Source organism: Gimesia sp., assembly GCF_040219335.1.
Taxonomy (GTDB): domain Bacteria; phylum Planctomycetota; class Planctomycetia; order Planctomycetales; family Planctomycetaceae; genus Gimesia.
This window is the reverse complement of sequence record NZ_JAVJSQ010000029.1, coordinates 289,782-307,359: the sequence shown is the minus strand read 5'-3', so window position 1 is coordinate 307,359 and position 17,578 is coordinate 289,782. Positions and strand designations below refer to the sequence as shown.

Below are 17,578 nucleotides of genomic sequence, written 5' to 3'. Positions count from 1 at the left end.
AACTAATGAGTCCAGCAGGAACACTCCCCAAACTGAAAGCCGGCATGGTTGGCTTCGGGATGATCGTTGATGAAACCTATCGTCCTTTCTTCGAAACGGTTTACAAACAGGACCTTTACCAGCGGTCTACCGGCCCGGTGGAAGTTTCGCTGGATGCAGTGGTCACCCGCACCGGATCCCGGGCCGAGAAGTACCTGGCAGAGCGCGGCGACAAAGTCGGCGGCTTCCAGAGCTTCGTCGGTGATAACGCCATCGAAGAGATGATTGAAGCGGGTGTGAACTTCGCCTGTGTCGCGTCTCCCGATGACCGTCACTTCGATGCCTGTAAGAAGCTTTTAGGGGCAGGCGTGCATGTAATCGTGGAAAAGCCGTCAGTTCTCTGTCTGCAGGAACTGGACGAACTGGTGGCTCTGGCTGAGAAAAACAATGTGACTGCCAAAGTGGTCTATCACAAGCTGTTCGACCCCGATCACAAGCGGATGCGTTCGCTGGTTTATGATGGCGTATTGCAGCATGTGAATAACGGCTACTGCTCGCTGCTGGAACCCAAGGCGATTTCGGGTCAGCAGTTCGCACAGTGGATTACCGGCCGTAACCCCGGAACCTATGTCGCCGTGCATTACATCAAACTGATCGACTTCTCGTTCGGTGGAAAACTGAAGACTATCACCGCAGCTGGCCAGCGGGGTCTGGTAGGCGACAAAGATGGTCCGACCTGGGACAGCTGCCAGATGAAGATGGTTTACGAATACGAATCGGGGCGCGAAGCTGCCTTCGATATTCAGACTTCGTGGGTCACCCCGGATAACTTCCCCGGCTATGTCGAACAGGAAGTTCAGTTCCGCTTCGACAATGGCCTGTGGAACGGTCACTCCCGTAAACGCGGTGTGGAATGCACCGTGGAAGACAAAACGCCGAACGAGATCAAGAACTCGTTGAACAACCACTTCAACGCTCCGTTTGTAGAACCCTGGAACGAACGTTCGCAGCGGGGTTATGGAATTGAAGTGATCGAACAGTTTGCTAAAGAAGTCGCCCAGGTCGAGTTCGGCGGTCCCGAATCGGAACGGGCAGAACGTCTGGCGCAGATTCGTTCGCTGGATTACAACGATCTGTCGGCGGATCGTCAGACCGTAGCCGCCGTCCAGGCACTCGAAGCCATTCTGGAAAAACGGGCTGCGGGCGAACCGGATTGCGTCGTGCGTGTAAACGACGAGAACGGTGGCCTGGTGCTGTATCGTCCTGGTTCGAGCGAATTCGAAGTGCTCTACGAAGGCACCGTTTAACCCTGCTATCAGATTCGTGCCCCGGTGCCGGATCGACATTCATTAACCATTGTCATTTACCTGTTATGTAAAAAGAGATCATCATGACAACTGCCATTCACTTTGATAACGAAAATCAATCTAACGCGGTGCGGGACGAACTGTTCCAGACCGAACCCCTGGCCCTGCGAACCTTCACCCCCAGCCAGGCGGTACTGGCCAAATCCGCCGGCTGCTACCACTGGACTCCGGAAGGTCGACGTCTGTACGACTTCACCTCGGGCGTGCTGGTAGCGAACCTGGGTCACAACCCCCGTCGCTGGATGAAGCGGTTCAGCGAATACATGGGCTGGAAACCGGAACATGTGACCGGCGAAGGAGAAGGCGAATACTTTGATGCCGTCACCCTGACTGCTTACAACGCCGTCACCCCGATTGAAACCGAAGCCAGCAAACGGTTGATCGCCAACATTCAATCTTTCACAGGGGGCAACCGCTGCGACAAAGTCATGTGGGCAGCCTCCGGTTCAGAAGCAGTTCAGAAGGCACTCTGGGCCTGTCTGCACCGCGATCCCGAACGGGACATCATCCTGGCGACCCGCTATGGTTTCCATGGTAAAAAGGGTCTGGCGGGTGCCGTCACCGGTTCGGAAACAGATGCCGATCGCGATCCGCGCGTGAAGTTCATCAGCTTCCCGCGTACCGAATGTGACGACATGAGCAAGAAGGACGATGTACTGGATACCGCTGCCTACCAGAAAGAACTGGAAGACATGTGGACCGAGTACGGCTCACGGATCAACTGCCTGATCACCGAGCCTTACCTGGGCGGTGGGGGCAGCTACCATCCGCAGGTGGCTTACCACAAAGTGCTGCAGGACTTCTGCCGGGCACACGACATCATGCTGATCTTAGATGAAGTGCAGGCCAACTTCGGCCGGACCGGTTGCATGTACGCTTTTGAAAAATACCAGGTTGAGCCCGACTTCGTTGTACTGGGTAAAGGCCTCGGAAACGGCGTGCCTGTAGCTGCTGCCGTGGGTCGCAGCGATGTCATTGCCAGCCTGAAATACGGCGAAGCCTCTGACACCTGGAGTGCCAACCCGCTCTCTTCCGCATCCGTACTGGCGACACTGGACGAGTTTGAATCGACGGACGTGATGGAGAACACACAGAAGCTGTCTGCTCTCTACACCGAAGGTCTGCTGAGCCTGAAAGAGACCGGCGTGATCGCCAAGGTCCGCGGCGAAGGTATGGTCTTCGGCATCGAGTGTGCCGAACTGGGTGGCAAGACCAGCCAGGAGGTTGCGATCGATCTGGTCAAGACCTGCTACCTCGGTGAAGAAGGTGGCGACGGCATTCACCTGCTGGGTGCCCTGGCCGGTAACGTACTTCGCGTCAGTCCACCAATGACAATGACCGAAGCCGAAGCGAAAGAATCGATCGCCCTGTTGAAGCGTCTGTGCGAACAGCTGGCTGCTCAACTGCAGGAAGCTCCTGCCTCCGCTTAAGTGGAGAAGCGACGCTTAGAAAATGAAACAGGCCCCGTGTGATGCGGGGCCTGTTTTTTTTAAACCACTTTTTATCAAGCCGGAATGGGTGCCCCCGAATGAAATTCGGGGTTGTCAGAGACAACAGGAAACTGTCAGAGCAGACGCCCGAACCGAATTTGAACTTACCACTTCAACTCAAAATGAGTTCAGAGCGAACCAGTATCACTCTTTCAGGAACGCAACACAGTCAGTTTCCTGCTCGCTGCGCTCGGCCCGAATTACATTCGGGCCCACCCATCATTTTTTCCTTTTAATTGATGCGAAGATCAGATTCAGATCAGAGCTGACGCTGGTTGCGCCACTGTTCCATCTGTTCTGCGTTCATGCCGGGCGGTGGCTGTTGTGTGTTGTCTGCAGGAGCGGAGATGCGTCGAGGTGACTGAGGAATTCCGGCGGGTGCCATTCCCTGGGAAACGGCATTCTGTACGGTTTTCGCCGGCGGCTTCGCTTTGGTGTAAGCGGCCTGTTTGGCAGTTCCCTTTGCACCGGCACTGGAAGAGACGCCAGCCAGCATGAGCCGGTTCTCTTTTTCGCGGCGGATTTCATCCAGCCAGTATTGGGCTTCGTTGAACTCGGGCTTCAGCAGGACGGCCTGTAGAAACTGCTGCTCGCTGGCCTGCAGTTCGCCTCGATCTTTCAGGATGTAACCGATGTTGTAATGTGCTTCCGCTTCGCCAACGGCGCGGATCAGGTGTGGCATCGCGCCCTGGTAATCTCCCGAAGAGGCCATCGCGATTCCCAACTGGTAGCGGATGTTCTTATCCGCGGGAGCGGCTTTGATCGCTTCGCTCAACAGGGGAATGGCTTTATCCCATTTCTGTTCGGCGGCATAGAATTGACCAATGCTGGCGCGAACCTGGGGATTCTCGGGTTCCATCTCCAGAGCTTTCTGGAACCCCTTCTCTGCCTCGATTTTGCGACCGGCGACCTGGTCCAGTCGCGAGAGTCCGAGTACGGCATCGATCGATTTGGGATTTTCTCCCAGGGCCACCTGATAGGAGGTGCGGGCCGATTCAAGATCGCCCATCTTTTCCTGCAACTGGCCGTGTGTCACGTAAAACTTGTCAGGGTGCTTCAGCCTCTTTTTCGCGACGGAAATCTTTTCTTCCAGCGTATCCGGCGGCTGATCATTTTTCTTGACGATCTGCTCTCTCATGGAAGAGCAACCGCTGCAAATCAATAATGCACAGGCGATTCCTGCAAGCCAGGTCTGTTTTGTAAAACGTATTACGGGCATGTGATCCCCTCCATGAGATACAGCAGCGAAACTTTTTTGATTTTCTCAGTCGGTACTCCGAAAATCAGACCTTCTGATGGGTACGACGTTTCTGCTGAGGCTGGGCAGAACGTTTCAGTAACCGATACAGAACAGAATGATCATGAGTCAATCGAGGTGTCTGACAGATCTTCGTAACTTCCGATCTGACAGGATGTTTGGGACAGGATTTATAACTGACAGAAGAAGCGTTGAGCTGCCTCTGCGATAATTTGAGTGGAAAGAATGGGTTCCTGTCCTTTAAATCGACAAATTGACTGAAGAATCTCCAGTAAATCTCTCGGGTCGCTCGAGCGCGGGGACCGTCCCTGGTTGTAATAAGTGTCATACAGGTAATCTACAAAGACTGGGTCGAACTGCAGATTTCGCTGGTGACAGCAGAGCTGTGCGATTTCGGTAAACAGTTCCCGTGTGGGGGGACCGATGTGAATCTTGTGACGAATCCGGCGGAGGAAGGCTTCATCGACCAGGTCTTTGGGATCCAGGTTGGTGGAAAAGACGATCAGCTGTTCAAAGGGGACCGCGAACTTCTTACCAGTTGCCAGCGTGAGATAATCGGTCCGGTCTTCCAGCGGCATAATCCAGCGGTTGAGCAGGTCCTTGGGGCTGACCAGTTGCCGGCCGAAGTCGTCAATCAGAAACACGCCGCCATTGGCTTTGATGTGCAATGGAGCCGTGTAGAAGTTACTGGTTTTATTGTAGCGTAAATCCAGCATCTCCAGATTCAGTTCCCCGCCCGTGATGACGACCGGACGCCTGATCCGTCGCCAGCGCAAATCGGTTTCCGGTTTACTCCAGTCTTCCATGTCAGGTAGAGAGGTTGCCGTGTGTCGCTGGATGGATGACGCATCCAGGAATTCATGGTCGTCTGTCGTCTCATGAATGGTCGGATCGAAGAGGGTGATGATGCTGTTTTCCATCTGCAAAGCATAGGGCACATGGATCTCACCGCCTTGCCGATTCAGGAAGCGTCCCAACCCCTTGGCGATCAGTGTCTTGCCATTACCCGGCGGGCCGTAGATGAAAATGGAACGTCCACTGCAGACGGCGGGACCGAGTTCATCCAGTAGCCCTTCACGAATGATGAAATCGGAAAAGGAATCTTCGAGCCGTTCCGGCGTACAGTCGATGCCAACCACGGTCTGTAACTGACACTGGCGGACATAGGCATCCAGCGGGACCGGCGCCGGCCCGACATAGCGGCACTGTTCGAACGCTTCCCGGGCGCGGACCCGCCCGAGCTCTGTTAAATGGAATCGATAGGAAGACCGCCCGATGACATTGCCGGACGTGACTTCGATGCACTTCTCTTCTTTCAGAAAGATCAGAGCCGTATCGATAATGCTGAACGGCAGATGCGCACTGCGGGAAATTTCGAGCCCGAGGGCACTCCCCTGCAGATACAGCTGTTTGAGTACCAGCCCCGACAACTGCACCAGCGACAGGCCGGTTTCTTCGAGTGTTTTTGGGGCCGGGATCGCTGCGCCGGGGGAACGCTTGCGCATGCCTGCTGTGCCTGTGATCCGTTGTGCGGAACGGGGCGTCGCCTCTGTGGGTTTCAGCTGATCACTCTGCGGAAACAGATCGCTATACAGATCAGCCACATCCTGTCTGGGGGCAGCGATGCGGGGCTCATCTGTTGGGGCATCAGGTTGCGCGCGAAATGCTGCCTCGGCAGCATCCCGCGTTTCATCATCACCAGGTCGATCAATCATGCAACAGCGATACGTTCAAATTAAACGGAGCAGGAAAAAAGATTTAGAATCAGACGACAGGCGGCACTGGTTTCAGTTGCCGCCATTCGATGCTGTTCCCCCGCCGGGTGTATACAGAATCCGCGGTGGCAGAATCGAACCGATGTAAGCCCGGTATTTCATGTCCTCTTCGCGTGCGGGGCGTCCGTAGGTTGGTGCCAGACGCAGCATCGTGGGAGGCAGGTTGTCATCGCCGGCCATCTGAGAAGCAGCGTACTGCACATTGGCCAGACGTTCCTGGCTTTCAATGGATTCATTGGCCGACTGAACAAAGACGGTACGGCGGCTTTCCGGTGCGTGTGTGAGAATCCAGCGGAGATGCATTAAACCGGCTTCGGTTAACTTGTTAGTGTCTTTCTCAAAGTGATATGCATACAGCGTGGTCTGGTCGGCCCAGCCATTGTGCATCTGCCTGTCCATGACATCACGGACGTAAGCCCGGTCTTCACACTGATAAGGGTAAGGCCAGTAGTGGGCGTGATGGTAGCGGTTCCAGAAGTGCTGTTTGGGTCCGGTCGGCCGGGGATAGGGAGGCCAGAGTTCTCCGAACTTGTATTTCTGTCGCGAGCCAACGGGGCGTGCTGCGCGCTCGGCCCATTTTGCTTCTTTTTCAGCCTCTTTGCAGGTATCGCAGGACCAGGGCCAACCGGCCTGGGCTTCGTGCCCCTGTGTCAGGCTAAATGCAAAAATCACAAGTAGATACGTACTCCATCTGACGGCAGTCGTCATGCCATCTCCCCCCTGTGTTAGTCAGATTTGGTGTGTCTCCCTCATTCCGCAATCCTCATTCGCGTCAGCCCGACCGCGCATGAATGGAGACAGTCAGTACTGGAGTTATCGGCAGCGAAGAGGTCCGGTCCTGACGGGAAAAACGATTCTGCCGACAGAATGAGTGAGATAATTTCCCGCTGATGCTGTGCGAAAAGCCTGCTGCGCGACACGCGAAACTGGTCCCCCTGGTGACTCTCTTTTTTTAAAAAGATACAGACCGCCCGCGCAGCTTTGTTTAGAAACCGCCTCTTCAAAAAATCTTCATAGAACAGGCACTGACGAGGAGCGGATTTCTGTTGTGTGAGCCTGTTAAACTTATGTTACGCTCACTACACTTTCGTGTATGGCAAATCTGTTCGGCGCCCGACAGACGGCGGTCACCTGGAATGACCATTTCTATTTTCTCTGAAAACAGTTATTCTACACACATAGAGACAGAGAAGATCCTGTAATTGATCAGAGCTCTGATCGCAAGTTTTCGTAACCATAGGTCGAAACGAATCGAGATCGAGATGGATGCGGTTGAGATACCAGAGAATCAATCCGGTTCACAGTTCTCAGAACGTGACGCAGCGCAAATCGCTGAGGAATTGAAACTCACATCACAACAGATTCAGAATGTGATCGCGTTGCTTGATGAAGGCAACACGGTTCCTTTCATTACGCGTTACCGTAAAGAACGTACCGGCAACCTGGATGAAGTTCAGATCCGCGATATTCAGAAACGGGTACAGCTGAAGCGTCAATTGCGCGAGCGGGCCACTACCATTCTGCGTCTGATCGAAGCCCAGCAGCAGCTCACTCCGGAACTCAAAACGGAAATCGAAAAGGCCGATACGCTCAAACGTCTGGAAGACCTTTACCGCCCTTACCGTCCCAAGCGCACCTCCCGCGCCGCGGCCGCCCGTAAGCATGGCTTCGAACCACTGGCGAATGCGATCTGGGCCGGCGATGCAGGGCTGACGGATTTAAACGTCGCCGCAGAACAATACATCAAAGACGAAGAAGGCGCACAGACGACCGAAGATGTTCTCAAAGGGGTCGCCGACATCCTGGTGGAAAAAATCGGCGAAGATCCCGATGTGCGCGACATCTCCCGCCGGATTGCCTGGCGTTCCGGAAAGCTGACGGTCAACGCGACTAAAAAAGCAGAAGAGCTGGGCCAGGAATATCGCGATTATTTCAACTACTCCGAACGGGCCGTGAAGGTTCCGCACCATCGGACCATGGCACTCAACCGCGGAGAGAAATCGGGAGCGCTGCGGGTTCGGTTTGAGTGGGAAGAAGATTCGGCGCGACATTCCATTGTAAGTCACCTCAAGCTGGAAGGTCATCGTTTCAGCGAGTTTCTGACCGAAGTGGTTACCGATGCCCTGCAACGTCTGATCCTGCCGAGCCTGGAACGGGAAATCCGTCGCGAGCTGACCGAGAAAGCCGAAAAACATGCGGTCTCTGTCTTCGCCCAGAACCTGAAAAACCTGCTGCTGCAGCCTCCCCTGCAGGGAGAACGGATTCTGGCGATCGATCCGGGATTGCGCACGGGCTGTAAACTGGCGGTGCTCGATGAACTCGGTTACTGCGTGGCGACTGACCTGGTGTATGTGACCGGATCTGCAGAGAAGAAAGATTTCGCGCGGAACAAACTGGCCGACATGATGACCGAGCACAACTGTAAGCTGGTCGCGATTGGCAACGGCACCGCGTGCAGGGAAACGGAAGAGATCATCACCGAGATGATCGAACAGAATCTCCCCGAAGCACGCTACCTGATTGTGAACGAAGCGGGAGCGAGTATTTATTCTGCCAGCCCGGTCGCCCGTGAAGAATTTCCGGATCTGGACGCGACGATTCGCGGCACCATTTCGATTGGCCGCCGCTTACAGGATCCATTGAGTGAGCTGGTGAAGATCGATCCACAGCACCTCGGTGTGGGCATGTATCAGCACGATGTGAACTCCAAGCGGTTGAAAGAGTCGCTGGATGAAGTGATCGAATCGTGCGTGAACTATGTGGGTGTGAACCTGAATACGGCGAGTGCTTCTTTACTGCGACACGTCTCGGGACTCAACCAGTTAATCGCACGACGGATTACCGAATGGCGCGACCAGCACGGTTCGTTCCTCAGTCGGAAACAACTGCTCGATGTCGCGGGGATCGGCGAAGCGACCTTCACCCAGGCCGCCGGCTTTTTGAAAATTGATCGGGGCGAAGAGCCACTCGATTCCACCTGGATTCACCCGGAAAGTTACGAGTCGGCGCATAAGGTGCTGGAACAGCTGGAGCTGCCTCCCGACAGTCTGAAAACATCGGCCCAGGAACGGGCTTCGATTCTGGAGAAGGTTTCCCAGATCGACAAGCAGGCACTCAGTGGAAGTCTGAAGATCGGTCTGCCGACACTGGAAGACATCCTGGAAGCCATTGCCCGACCGCCACGCGATCCGCGTTCCGATCTGCCGGGGCCGATCTTCAAACAGGGTGTGCTCAAGCTGGAACAGCTGACCGAGGGCATGGAACTGCAGGGCACGGTTTTGAACGTGGTGGACTTCGGCGCGTTCGTGGATGTGGGCCTGAAAGACAGCGCCCTGATTCACGTCAGCGAGATGGCGAATCATTTCATTGAAAGTCCTTACCAGTTCGTCTCGGTCGGTGATGTGATTACCGCCTGGGTGCTGGGAGTCGACCTGGAACGCCGCCGCGTCTCCCTGACATTGATCAAACCGGGCACGGTACGACCGCCGCGGAAATCTCAACGCGGACCGTCGAAACCCGATGAGCAGAAAAAGCCGGATAAGGCAAAACAGGACCAGGGCGATTCCGCTGCGACCCGCAAACGGAAACCCGGCAAAAAGAAACGGAACAAGCCTGGTAAAAAAGAGGCCCCGCTGCCCAAGCTGACCAAGGAAATGAAAACAGGAGATCAGCCGCTTCAGGGCTTCGATCAGCTCAAGGCGCTCTGGAATCAGAAAAAGAAATAACTCGACCTGCGAGACTCGCAGAATTGCTGAAGAAATACGATGCAGAAGAATCAACGCGCACGCACATTTATTGCCGTCCCCGTTCAACCGACACGAGGACTCCGTAAAGTTCTGGAAAAGCTGAATCAGATGGGGTCGGCAGTGAAACCGATCCCCGAAGATCAGATGCATATCACGCTCAAATTCCTGGGACCGACGGAGCTCGAAGACATCATGCCCGTCAGTCGTGCTCTGAAAGAGATGCGGAATCGCTTCAAATGCGTCCGGCTGGCTTTCAAAGGTCTGGGTGCGTTTCCCCGTGAAGATCGACCGAATGTGGTCTGGGCGGGAATCAAAGACGAATCCCTGCTCGCAGAGATGGCGGAGTACCTCGAAGCCGAGACCGAAAAACTGGGTTACCCCCGGGAACGCAAAGGCTTCCATGCCCATCTGACACTGGCCCGTATCAAAGCCAAGCCGCCGGAAGAACTGTTCCAGCTGTTGGCTGATCGGCGGGATGCGGAGTGGGGTGAAGCGACGCTGGACACGCTCAAGTTCTTTCGCAGCGAACTGAAACCGCAGCGGGCTCAATATCATGAGATGCAGACGGTACGGCTGCCCCCGGCACCTAAAAAGAAAAACCAGGCAAAGTCCCTGGATTCAAACGAATCACAATCGTGATACCCAGCCGGGCCTCATGTCCTTTAACTCTCAGGGCGTACAGACGGGGAAGTCTTCTCTGAGACGCTTATTGTGACTCTTGCGGCAGCACCTGTCGCGGGCGAAAGAGGATGAAGCGAACCAGGAGCCCGGCGACGATCAGCGCACAGCCGACAAACGTGGAGACCGAGACCGTTTCTCCCCAGAAGAGCCAGACCCAGATCGGGTTCAGGATCGGTTCGGTGAGCACCAGCAGGGCTGCTTCCTGCGAGTTGACTGTTTTGACTGCGTGTGAGAACACAACATAAGGCGTCCCCAGTTGAACGACTCCCAGCAGTGCCAGCAGAAAGAACTGCTGGCCGGTCAGCGTGATGTCGAGACTCCAGACCCAGGGCGCGACGATGGCCGCGGAGGTCAACAGGCAGAGCGCGACCAGCCAGGCCGGATGTTCGTCGCGGAGTACGCGGAAGAAGGTCACCACCAGTGCGTAACAGACGCCGCTGGTGAGGGCGATCAGATTACCGTCATAGTTTTCCCCGGCCCAGTCGCCGGCCACGATGCAGAGGATGCCGGCCAGGACAATCAGGATGGACAGGACCGATCCGCGTTCGATGCGTTCCTGCAGGAGAAAATAACCGAAGAGCATCGCCCAGACGACGCTCGTATTCTGCAGGAAGATGGCAGCGGCAGCGGATGTGCCGGTCATCGCGGTGACGAACAACAGGTTCATCGTGGCGAAGGCGACCAGCAGTGGAATCAGAGCGGGCCGCCAGCGCATATGCCGAAAGCGGACCAGGGGGAGCAGGAACAGGCCGGCAAACAGGGCCCGATAGCAGGCCAGGATCAAGCCGCGATCCTCAGCCGGGATCGACTGGAACGGCGGCGACTTGATGAACAGACCGCTCAGGCTCCAGAGCACCGAGGCGAGGAGCACCAGCAGCCGTGCCCGGTACAGTTTTCCACGATCGACGTCGTCGGTCATTTGCAGTGATTCCTGTCCGCCGGGCCCCGGCATTCCCACTCAAGCGGTCGCGGCATGTTAAGGGGTCGCAGCAGCGATGGCATCGGGAACCGCGATCGTCCCTTCGTAGAGGGCACGGCCGATGATTGCGCCAACCAGCCTGGGCTGTGTGCGGCTGACTTCGGCCAGGCGGGTGACATCGTCGAGGGTCGTCACACCGCCGGAAGCGATCACGGGGAGACCGAGTTCGGCCAGCGCGATCATGTCCTGGATGGTCCCTTCATCAACGCCCTGCATCATGCCGTCGTTGGCGATGTTGGTGTAAATCACTGCGGCCAGTTCCACGCCCACGTATTCTTTGGCCAGGTCGATGGCCGAGGTTTCGGAGACATCGAGCCAGCCTTCGGTGGCCACTTTGGAGTCGCGGGCGTCGAGACCGAGTGCCAGCCGACCCGGATAGCGGGTTGCCATTTCTTTGAACCACTGGGGATCTTTGAGTGCCTGGGTGCCGACGATGACGCGGTCGATGCCGACGTCGTCCAGCATCAGCTTAATTGAGGCTTCGTCGCGGATGCCGCCCCCCATCTGGCAGGGAACGGAAACGGCTTCGACAATCTTGAGGACGACTTCGTGATTCACAGGTTGACCAGCTTTGGCGCCGTCGAGGTCGACCAGGTGCAGACGCTGTGCGCCTCCGTCAGCCCAGCGGCGGGCCATTTCGGTGGGATCGTCGCCGAAGACGGTCTCCTGTCCGTAATCGCCTTGTCGCAGACGCACACATTTGCCTCCCCGGATATCGATGGCGGGCAGAATTTCCATAGCTGAGCTGACTTTCTATTTTTCTGATACTTATTTCGGATGGTGTCGAATTAAAACGCGGCGAAGTTCTGCAGCAGTTTCAGGCCGGCGTTCTGGCTTTTCTCGGGGTGAAACTGGCAGGCGACCAGATTGTCGCGGGCGACCATCGAGGCGAAGCGACAGCCGTAGTCCGTCCAGGCGGCAACGTCGTCATCATTATCGGGGGCCACATAATAGCTGTGAACGAAGTAAAAGTGTTCGTGTTCGGGAATGCCGGCCAGCAGGGGATGCGGCCGGGTGGCGTCGATCTGGTTCCAGCCCATGTGGGGGATCTTCAGACCGGGCTGATCCTGGAAGCGGACCACCTTGCCGGGGATGATGCCCAGCCCCTCGTATTCGCCGTCTTCGTAACTCACATCGAACAGGAGCTGCAGCCCAAGACAGATGCCGAGAAAGGGTTTGCCCGAGTTGGCGTGTTCCAGAATCGGTTCCACCAGGTTCTGATCCTTGAGGGCCTGGATCGCATCGCGAAAAGCGCCTACGCCGGGCAGGATCAGTTTGGAGGCTTTCGCGATTTCCTCGGGGTTTGTGCAGATCTGTGCTTCCGCGCCCACCTTTTCAAAGGCCTTCTGGACGCTCCGCAGATTTCCCATTCCGTAGTCGACAATTGTAATCATAGGTATTTCTAATTTCAGATCTCAAATTTCATGTCAGCAGTTGGCGAGCCACTAAGTTTGGACACGCACGGCGGTGACAAGTTCAGCTTCTGCAGCCGATTCTAGTCTCTCGAGTTGATTTTGTGAATGATATGGGTCCCGGACTGAAAAAAGCCCTGATTACCGGCCGTTTTTCCACTGGTGGTAGTGTTGCGTTCCCCGTCCGGCCCGGGTGTGGTTGTTTGTGTTGAGATCCCAGCGGCCCTGGGTTTCGTTGACATTCTCGCCCGACTGGAAGGTCAACTGGTCAGCAGACGTCCATTCCTCGGCCCATTCGTCCTGCCAGTAGAGGGGGATGCCCAGGATCCATTTCATGAACTGGGTAAATAACAGACAGGCCGTCAGCAGGACCATCATCAATAGTGCCAGGATGGGTAGCAGCGGTCCCAGATGGCAGATACGTTCGGCCAGCGGCCAGATTTTCGGCCAGCCGAGCAGGACGAGCAACGCTCCCAGGCTGAGGTAAGGTCCAAAGGGAATCTCGCGCGAGAGCTTGAAGAAGATGGAAACGGCCACCACCAGGAGGGCACACAGAGGCGAAATCACAAACACGGTGACCGTCGCCTGCCAGCCCAGGAAGCTGCCGATGACGGCCATCAGGATCACGTCGCCGAAGCCCATCGCTTCCTGGCGTAACGTCCACTGACCGATGACGCGGACAGCCCAGACGACACCGCCGCCCACCACGAGCCCTACCAGACTCACGGCCAGACCGTGCAGGTGCGGGTAGGTGACGACCCACTGCGGAATCTTTTCGACAATGAAATGGTGCCGGTAATCTTCCGGGAAATAAACTCCGAACAGGCGGACCACCGAAGGCTCCTGGAACCAGACGGGCACCAGGTAGAGTACTCCGAAGACAAACGCGCCGACCACCCCGACAAACAGGGCGGGCATGGTACAGCCATCGGGGATGATTTTGTGATCGAAGTCGATAAAGGTGGCGATCATCAGGGATTCGATCAGCACCAGGTGATAGAAGTAACGCAGGTTGAGCAGTCCCGCGGGGGAGAGCCAGGAATCGACGGTCACCAGGTCGGGTGCATAGGCGGAGAAGAGTCCGCTGTCCTGCAGCAGTGCGCCGGCTCCCAGGGGAACTTCGGCGCAGTAGAGCAGTACGAATATCACGCCGTTCAACAGTTCCACGAGTGCTTCGCGATGCGAGCGGCGGTAGGAATAAGTCGAGTTTTTCGACCGCGTGAGATAAACCCCGATGAGGGGCAGATGATAGCGGGAGCCGAGGTGCCGCATACGACGGAAGACCCGATTCCAGGCGGCCCCCACTTTTTCCTCGCGGGGAATTTCCTCGATGCAGAGGTTGATGATCCGCCCCAGTGCGGTTCCCAGCAGGAACAGCATTGTCAGCATCAGGTAAGGATTGATACCAAAGGGGGTCATGATCGGAAATGCTTTCGTTGTGGATTAAGAATCGGCATCCAGAGCGGCGATAATTTCAGCGACGATTTCTGTGACCGTTTTGCCGCCGGTCTCGATGGTGAGGGTGGCGGCATCGCGATAGAGGGGATCGCGCTGTGCGAGCAGGGTCTGCACTTCTTCGAGCTGCGAGTTGCTGGCGGTGAGCGCCGGTCGGCGACTGCCGGTTGTGCTGTCGCCATCGATTCGCTGGATGAGGTCGGCGGCGTCTGCTTTGAGCCAGATCACCGGGCCGGCCTGTTTCATTTCCGCGCGGGTCTGGTCATTCAGGATCGCACCGCCTCCCGCGGCGATCACGCATTGATCGCCGGAGAGCAGTTGCTGCATGACTGACCGTTCGATCTGGCGAAAGTGGGGTTCGCCTCCCTCGGCGAAGATCTCGGCGATGGTTTTGCCGGCGACGCGTTCGATTTCATCGTCGGCGTCGATCCAGTCATAACCGCGTTGTTCGGCCAGGGGGGCGGCGACGCTGCTCTTGCCGCTGCCTCGGTAGCCAATCAGGGTGATCAGGGACATGCCAGGCATTCCTTAGAGTTTCGCGACCGCGGAAATCCCCTTGCGAAGCGTGTTCCGCATCACATCCAGGGGGGCTTCCTTACCGGTAAACAGTTTGTATTGCGCTGCAGCCTGGCGTACGAACATTTCGATTCCGGAAACGGTTTTGCAGCCCCGCTCGCGTGCCTGTTTGAGCAGCAGCGTATTTTCGGGATTGTAAACCGTGTCGAAGACCAGCATGTCATCGAGCAGGAAGTTCTGAGCGAACGGCGTTTCATTGACATTCGGATGCATGCCGACCGAGGTGCCGTTGACCAGAATGTCATAGTGTCCGCTGCCCCGGTTTTCCCAGGTGGTGTGGGCACAACCGAGATCCTGGGCCAGCCTTTCGCCGCGTACCCGGCTGCGGTTGGTAACCGTTAACGCACCGCCGGCATTGATGATCCCGGCGCCAATCGCACGCGAGACACCGCCTGCACCGAGGAGCAGTACCTGTTTGCCGTCGATGGGATCATCGGAGGCTTTACCTTCCGGATCGAGACCGAGCCGGATGCTGTCGAGGGCGGCATCGTAGTCGGTATTGCGGGCCTGCCAGACATTCTGGTCATCTTTATAGAGAGTGTTGGCCACTCCCATGGTTTTGGAGGCCTGATCCGCGGCACCCGCGAACTTGAGGGCGCCTTCTTTGTGCGGAATGGTCACGCTGTAACCCTGGACGTTGAGGAACTCGAATTCCTTGAGCGTCTCTTCCAGGCGGTCTTTCGGAACGCGGAACGGCAGATAGACGCCGTCCAGTTTATCGTGCCGGAAGGCGATGTTGTGAATCAGCGGACTCAGGCTATGGGCGATGGGATCACCGATCACACCGTAGACGGGTGTTTCGGGGCCGATCTGATCGTAGCGGTAGATCTGGGTCATTTCAGAAAAGGCGAGCTGCCCCGGTGCCATTTCCCGTTCGCGACTGAAGGTGGCATACGTAAAAGGAGAACCGTACTTGCCGCAGAGAATACGACTGATCACGCCGTACTCACCCATGCAGAATCCGACAGTGGGAACTTTGGCACTGGCGACCAGCTTGAGCATGCGAATCGAATCGCCGGGAGAGTTGGCCATCGTGACCAGCTTGACGATATCCGGGTCTTTCTTACAGAGCGACTCGTGAATCTCTTCGAGGTTATCGGGGGTCTCATCGAAGTTGTGATGACTGATGATGCGTTTGGTTTTGCCGTAGCGGGGAATCTTGTCGGCGATGTCATCTTCAATGTCGACGTATTCGACTTCGGAGACGATGGCGGTTCGCAGCAGGGCCTGCCGCTGTTCTTCGGAGCCCTTCCAGCGTCCTTTATCTTCAGGACGTCGGCAGGTGATGACGACCGGGGTGGGACGGTCCTTGATCAGTTTAGTGACGTCCGGCGTCCGGGCAATCCAGTCCAGCCTTAATTCAACGAGTTCGGCCCCCTTCTCTGAGAGGGAGCGATGTTCCATCATCATCATTTTGTGCCGGGTTCGACCGATGCTGACACAAATCATGGGACTGTTTCGACTTTCTGTATGGGATCTGAACGATTCCATGGACGGTTCCGGACGTACCTTCCCCTAACCTGGAATCAGTAAGCGACATTAAAGTGTTCCCCAGTGTAACCAATCTCCTGAAGCGACTCAAACAAGAGTCTGACCGGAAGTCAGGTTTATTGCCCGGTTTCAGGCTCCGTGACGGAACCGCGCGGAGAGCCGGCGGACATTTCCCGTCACTCTGACAACGACTGGAGGGGTTAGAGGGATTATACCATTGTTCGAATCCGTGTTGACCAAATATAACGACCACTATATAACGCTCGTTATATTTACAGACTCAATTACTTTCACCAGGAGAAAATCATGATTCAAGCGACAGATCAGAGCGTGCATGGAGACGGCTACGACTGCTTTGAAGCGGGCCCGCTGGAGAGCTGGACGCGGTTCAAGCTCACACCGCCGGACGCGCCCATGCCGGTTCGCGGGAAGTATTTTCTACGGAAGCTGCTGAACTCAGACGGGCTGGAGATGTCGGTCAATGTGCTACCTGCGGGCCGCGAGATGCCTTTTGTCCATCGCCACCAGGCGAACGACGAGATTTACTTCGTGATCCAGGGCCGGGGACAGTTTCAGGCGGGGGAGGAGCTGTTTGAGGTTTCGGACGGATTCTTTATTCGACTTTCGCCGGAAGTGCCGCGCGTCTGGCGAAACCACAGCGAGGAGCCGTTATACTATCTGGTGATCCAGTACCGTGCGGACAGCAGTGTGACCGGCGGCACTCTGGATGGCGAACGCCTGGAACAACACCCGATTGTCTGGAAAGAGAGTCCTGCAGATGAACCAGCCCCCGGATCGGAAACAACGCTCCCGGAATAAGATTCTGGACGCCGCCCTGCGTACGTTCAAACAACAGGGGTACGTCGGCAGTGGCGTGGATGGCATTATGGAAGCCGCCGGCATGACTTCCGGCGCGTTTTATGGTCATTTCAATTCAAAGTCCGACGTGCTGGGCGAGGCCTTTGTCCATTCTTTCATCGAAGACCAGGCGGCGATGAACGGCGCCCTCAGTGAATGTGAGACGCCGGAGCAACTGATCGAGATCATGCAGAAGTACCTGTCGAGTAAGCATTGCGAGCAGGTGGAGGAGGGATGTTCGATCCCTCCTCTGCTGTCCGACCTGGGTCGCGCGGATGCAGAGACGAAGGCCCGGTTCGAAGAGGTCATCCAGTGGATGGTCGCGCAGTTTCAGGAGCGCTCGGACAACGAATTCAGCCGCCAGGAAATTCTCGCGACGCTGGCCCTCTGTTTCGGTGGTCTATCGCTGGCGCGCGCGGTCAACTCCCCTGCCCTGTCCCGACAGATTCTCTCTGCCTGTCGGAAGCAGTTGCCGATCCAGAAGTGCGACTAAATGTCGCATCTCGATTCG

The 17,578-nt window shown here is 56.4% G+C and carries 15 protein-coding genes; 6 read left to right on the top strand and 9 right to left on the bottom strand.

Translation table 11 applies throughout. From position 1 onward, the window contains the following. Positions 1–5 precede the first annotated feature (5 nt). Together RID21_RS23140 and RID21_RS23135 are read left to right on the top strand one after the other, a co-directional pair. Positions 6–1,286, top strand: coding sequence for a Gfo/Idh/MocA family protein (locus RID21_RS23140; RefSeq protein WP_197996988.1), 1,281 nt, complete (start codon positions 6–8; stop codon positions 1,284–1,286). Between the two features lie 83 nt (positions 1,287–1,369). Further along, complete coding sequence (locus tag RID21_RS23135; RefSeq protein ID WP_350193022.1) at positions 1,370–2,776, top strand: aspartate aminotransferase family protein; 1,407 nt, start codon at positions 1,370–1,372, stop codon at positions 2,774–2,776. A 319-nt stretch (positions 2,777–3,095) separates the two neighbouring features. Here the strand turns inward: RID21_RS23135 and RID21_RS23130 are convergent, their stop codons facing one another. From RID21_RS23130 to RID21_RS23120, 3 genes are all read right to left on the bottom strand, one after another. Further along, on the bottom strand, positions 3,096–4,055 hold the full coding sequence (locus RID21_RS23130; RefSeq protein WP_350193020.1) for a tetratricopeptide repeat protein: 960 nt from the start codon (positions 4,053–4,055) through the stop codon (positions 3,096–3,098). A gap of 209 nt (positions 4,056–4,264) precedes the next feature. Beyond that, positions 4,265–5,809, bottom strand: coding sequence for a DUF8689 domain-containing protein (locus RID21_RS23125; protein WP_350193018.1), 1,545 nt, complete (start codon positions 5,807–5,809; stop codon positions 4,265–4,267). A 72-nt stretch (positions 5,810–5,881) separates the two neighbouring features. Then, a complete protein-coding gene (locus tag RID21_RS23120; protein WP_350193016.1) occupies positions 5,882–6,577 on the bottom strand; it encodes a hypothetical protein in 696 nt (231 codons plus the stop codon). 554 nt (positions 6,578–7,131) lie between these two features. Between RID21_RS23120 and RID21_RS23115 the strand changes: the two genes are divergently transcribed. Further along, positions 7,132–9,594, top strand: a complete 2,463-nt coding sequence (locus tag RID21_RS23115) for a Tex family protein (protein ID WP_350193014.1) — start codon at positions 7,132–7,134, stop codon at positions 9,592–9,594. Positions 9,595–9,633: 39 nt separating this feature from the next. Beyond that, positions 9,634–10,254: an RNA 2',3'-cyclic phosphodiesterase gene (thpR, locus tag RID21_RS23110; RefSeq protein ID WP_145181131.1), complete on the top strand. Its 621-nt coding sequence runs from the start codon at positions 9,634–9,636 to the stop codon at positions 10,252–10,254. A 67-nt stretch (positions 10,255–10,321) separates the two neighbouring features. On the opposite strand, the gene RID21_RS23105 is transcribed toward thpR, so the two are convergent. From RID21_RS23105 to aroE, 6 genes are all read right to left on the bottom strand, one after another. Continuing rightward, positions 10,322–11,215 (bottom strand): DMT family transporter, encoded by an 894-nt coding sequence (locus RID21_RS23105; RefSeq protein ID WP_350193012.1) that lies wholly within the window; start codon positions 11,213–11,215, stop codon positions 10,322–10,324. A gap of 57 nt (positions 11,216–11,272) precedes the next feature. Then, complete coding sequence (gene hisA / locus RID21_RS23100) at positions 11,273–12,013, bottom strand: 1-(5-phosphoribosyl)-5-[(5-phosphoribosylamino)methylideneamino]imidazole-4-carboxamide isomerase (protein WP_350193010.1); 741 nt, start codon at positions 12,011–12,013, stop codon at positions 11,273–11,275. Positions 12,014–12,063: 50 nt separating this feature from the next. Continuing rightward, entirely contained in the window at positions 12,064–12,669 is a 606-nt protein-coding gene (gene hisH, locus RID21_RS23095) for an imidazole glycerol phosphate synthase subunit HisH (RefSeq protein ID WP_145181128.1), read from the bottom strand. A 159-nt stretch (positions 12,670–12,828) separates the two neighbouring features. Further along, positions 12,829–14,106: a prepilin peptidase gene (locus RID21_RS23090; protein WP_350193008.1), complete on the bottom strand. Its 1,278-nt coding sequence runs from the start codon at positions 14,104–14,106 to the stop codon at positions 12,829–12,831. A 24-nt stretch (positions 14,107–14,130) separates the two neighbouring features. Continuing rightward, positions 14,131–14,658, bottom strand: a complete 528-nt coding sequence (locus tag RID21_RS23085) for a shikimate kinase (RefSeq protein WP_350193006.1) — start codon at positions 14,656–14,658, stop codon at positions 14,131–14,133. A 12-nt stretch (positions 14,659–14,670) separates the two neighbouring features. Next, positions 14,671–16,167: a shikimate dehydrogenase gene (gene aroE, locus RID21_RS23080; RefSeq protein ID WP_350193568.1), complete on the bottom strand. Its 1,497-nt coding sequence runs from the start codon at positions 16,165–16,167 to the stop codon at positions 14,671–14,673. A 348-nt stretch (positions 16,168–16,515) separates the two neighbouring features. On the opposite strand from aroE, the gene RID21_RS23075 reads away from it, so the two are divergent. Continuing rightward, positions 16,516–17,028 carry a cupin domain-containing protein gene (locus RID21_RS23075; RefSeq protein WP_350193004.1) on the top strand — a complete coding sequence of 171 codons (513 nt, stop codon included), beginning with the start codon at positions 16,516–16,518 and terminating at the stop codon, positions 17,026–17,028. After that, a complete protein-coding gene (locus RID21_RS23070) occupies positions 16,988–17,560 on the top strand; it encodes a TetR/AcrR family transcriptional regulator (RefSeq protein WP_350193002.1) in 573 nt (190 codons plus the stop codon). Before RID21_RS23075 ends, RID21_RS23070 begins: the two co-directional genes overlap by 41 nt. Positions 17,561–17,578 lie beyond the last annotated feature (18 nt).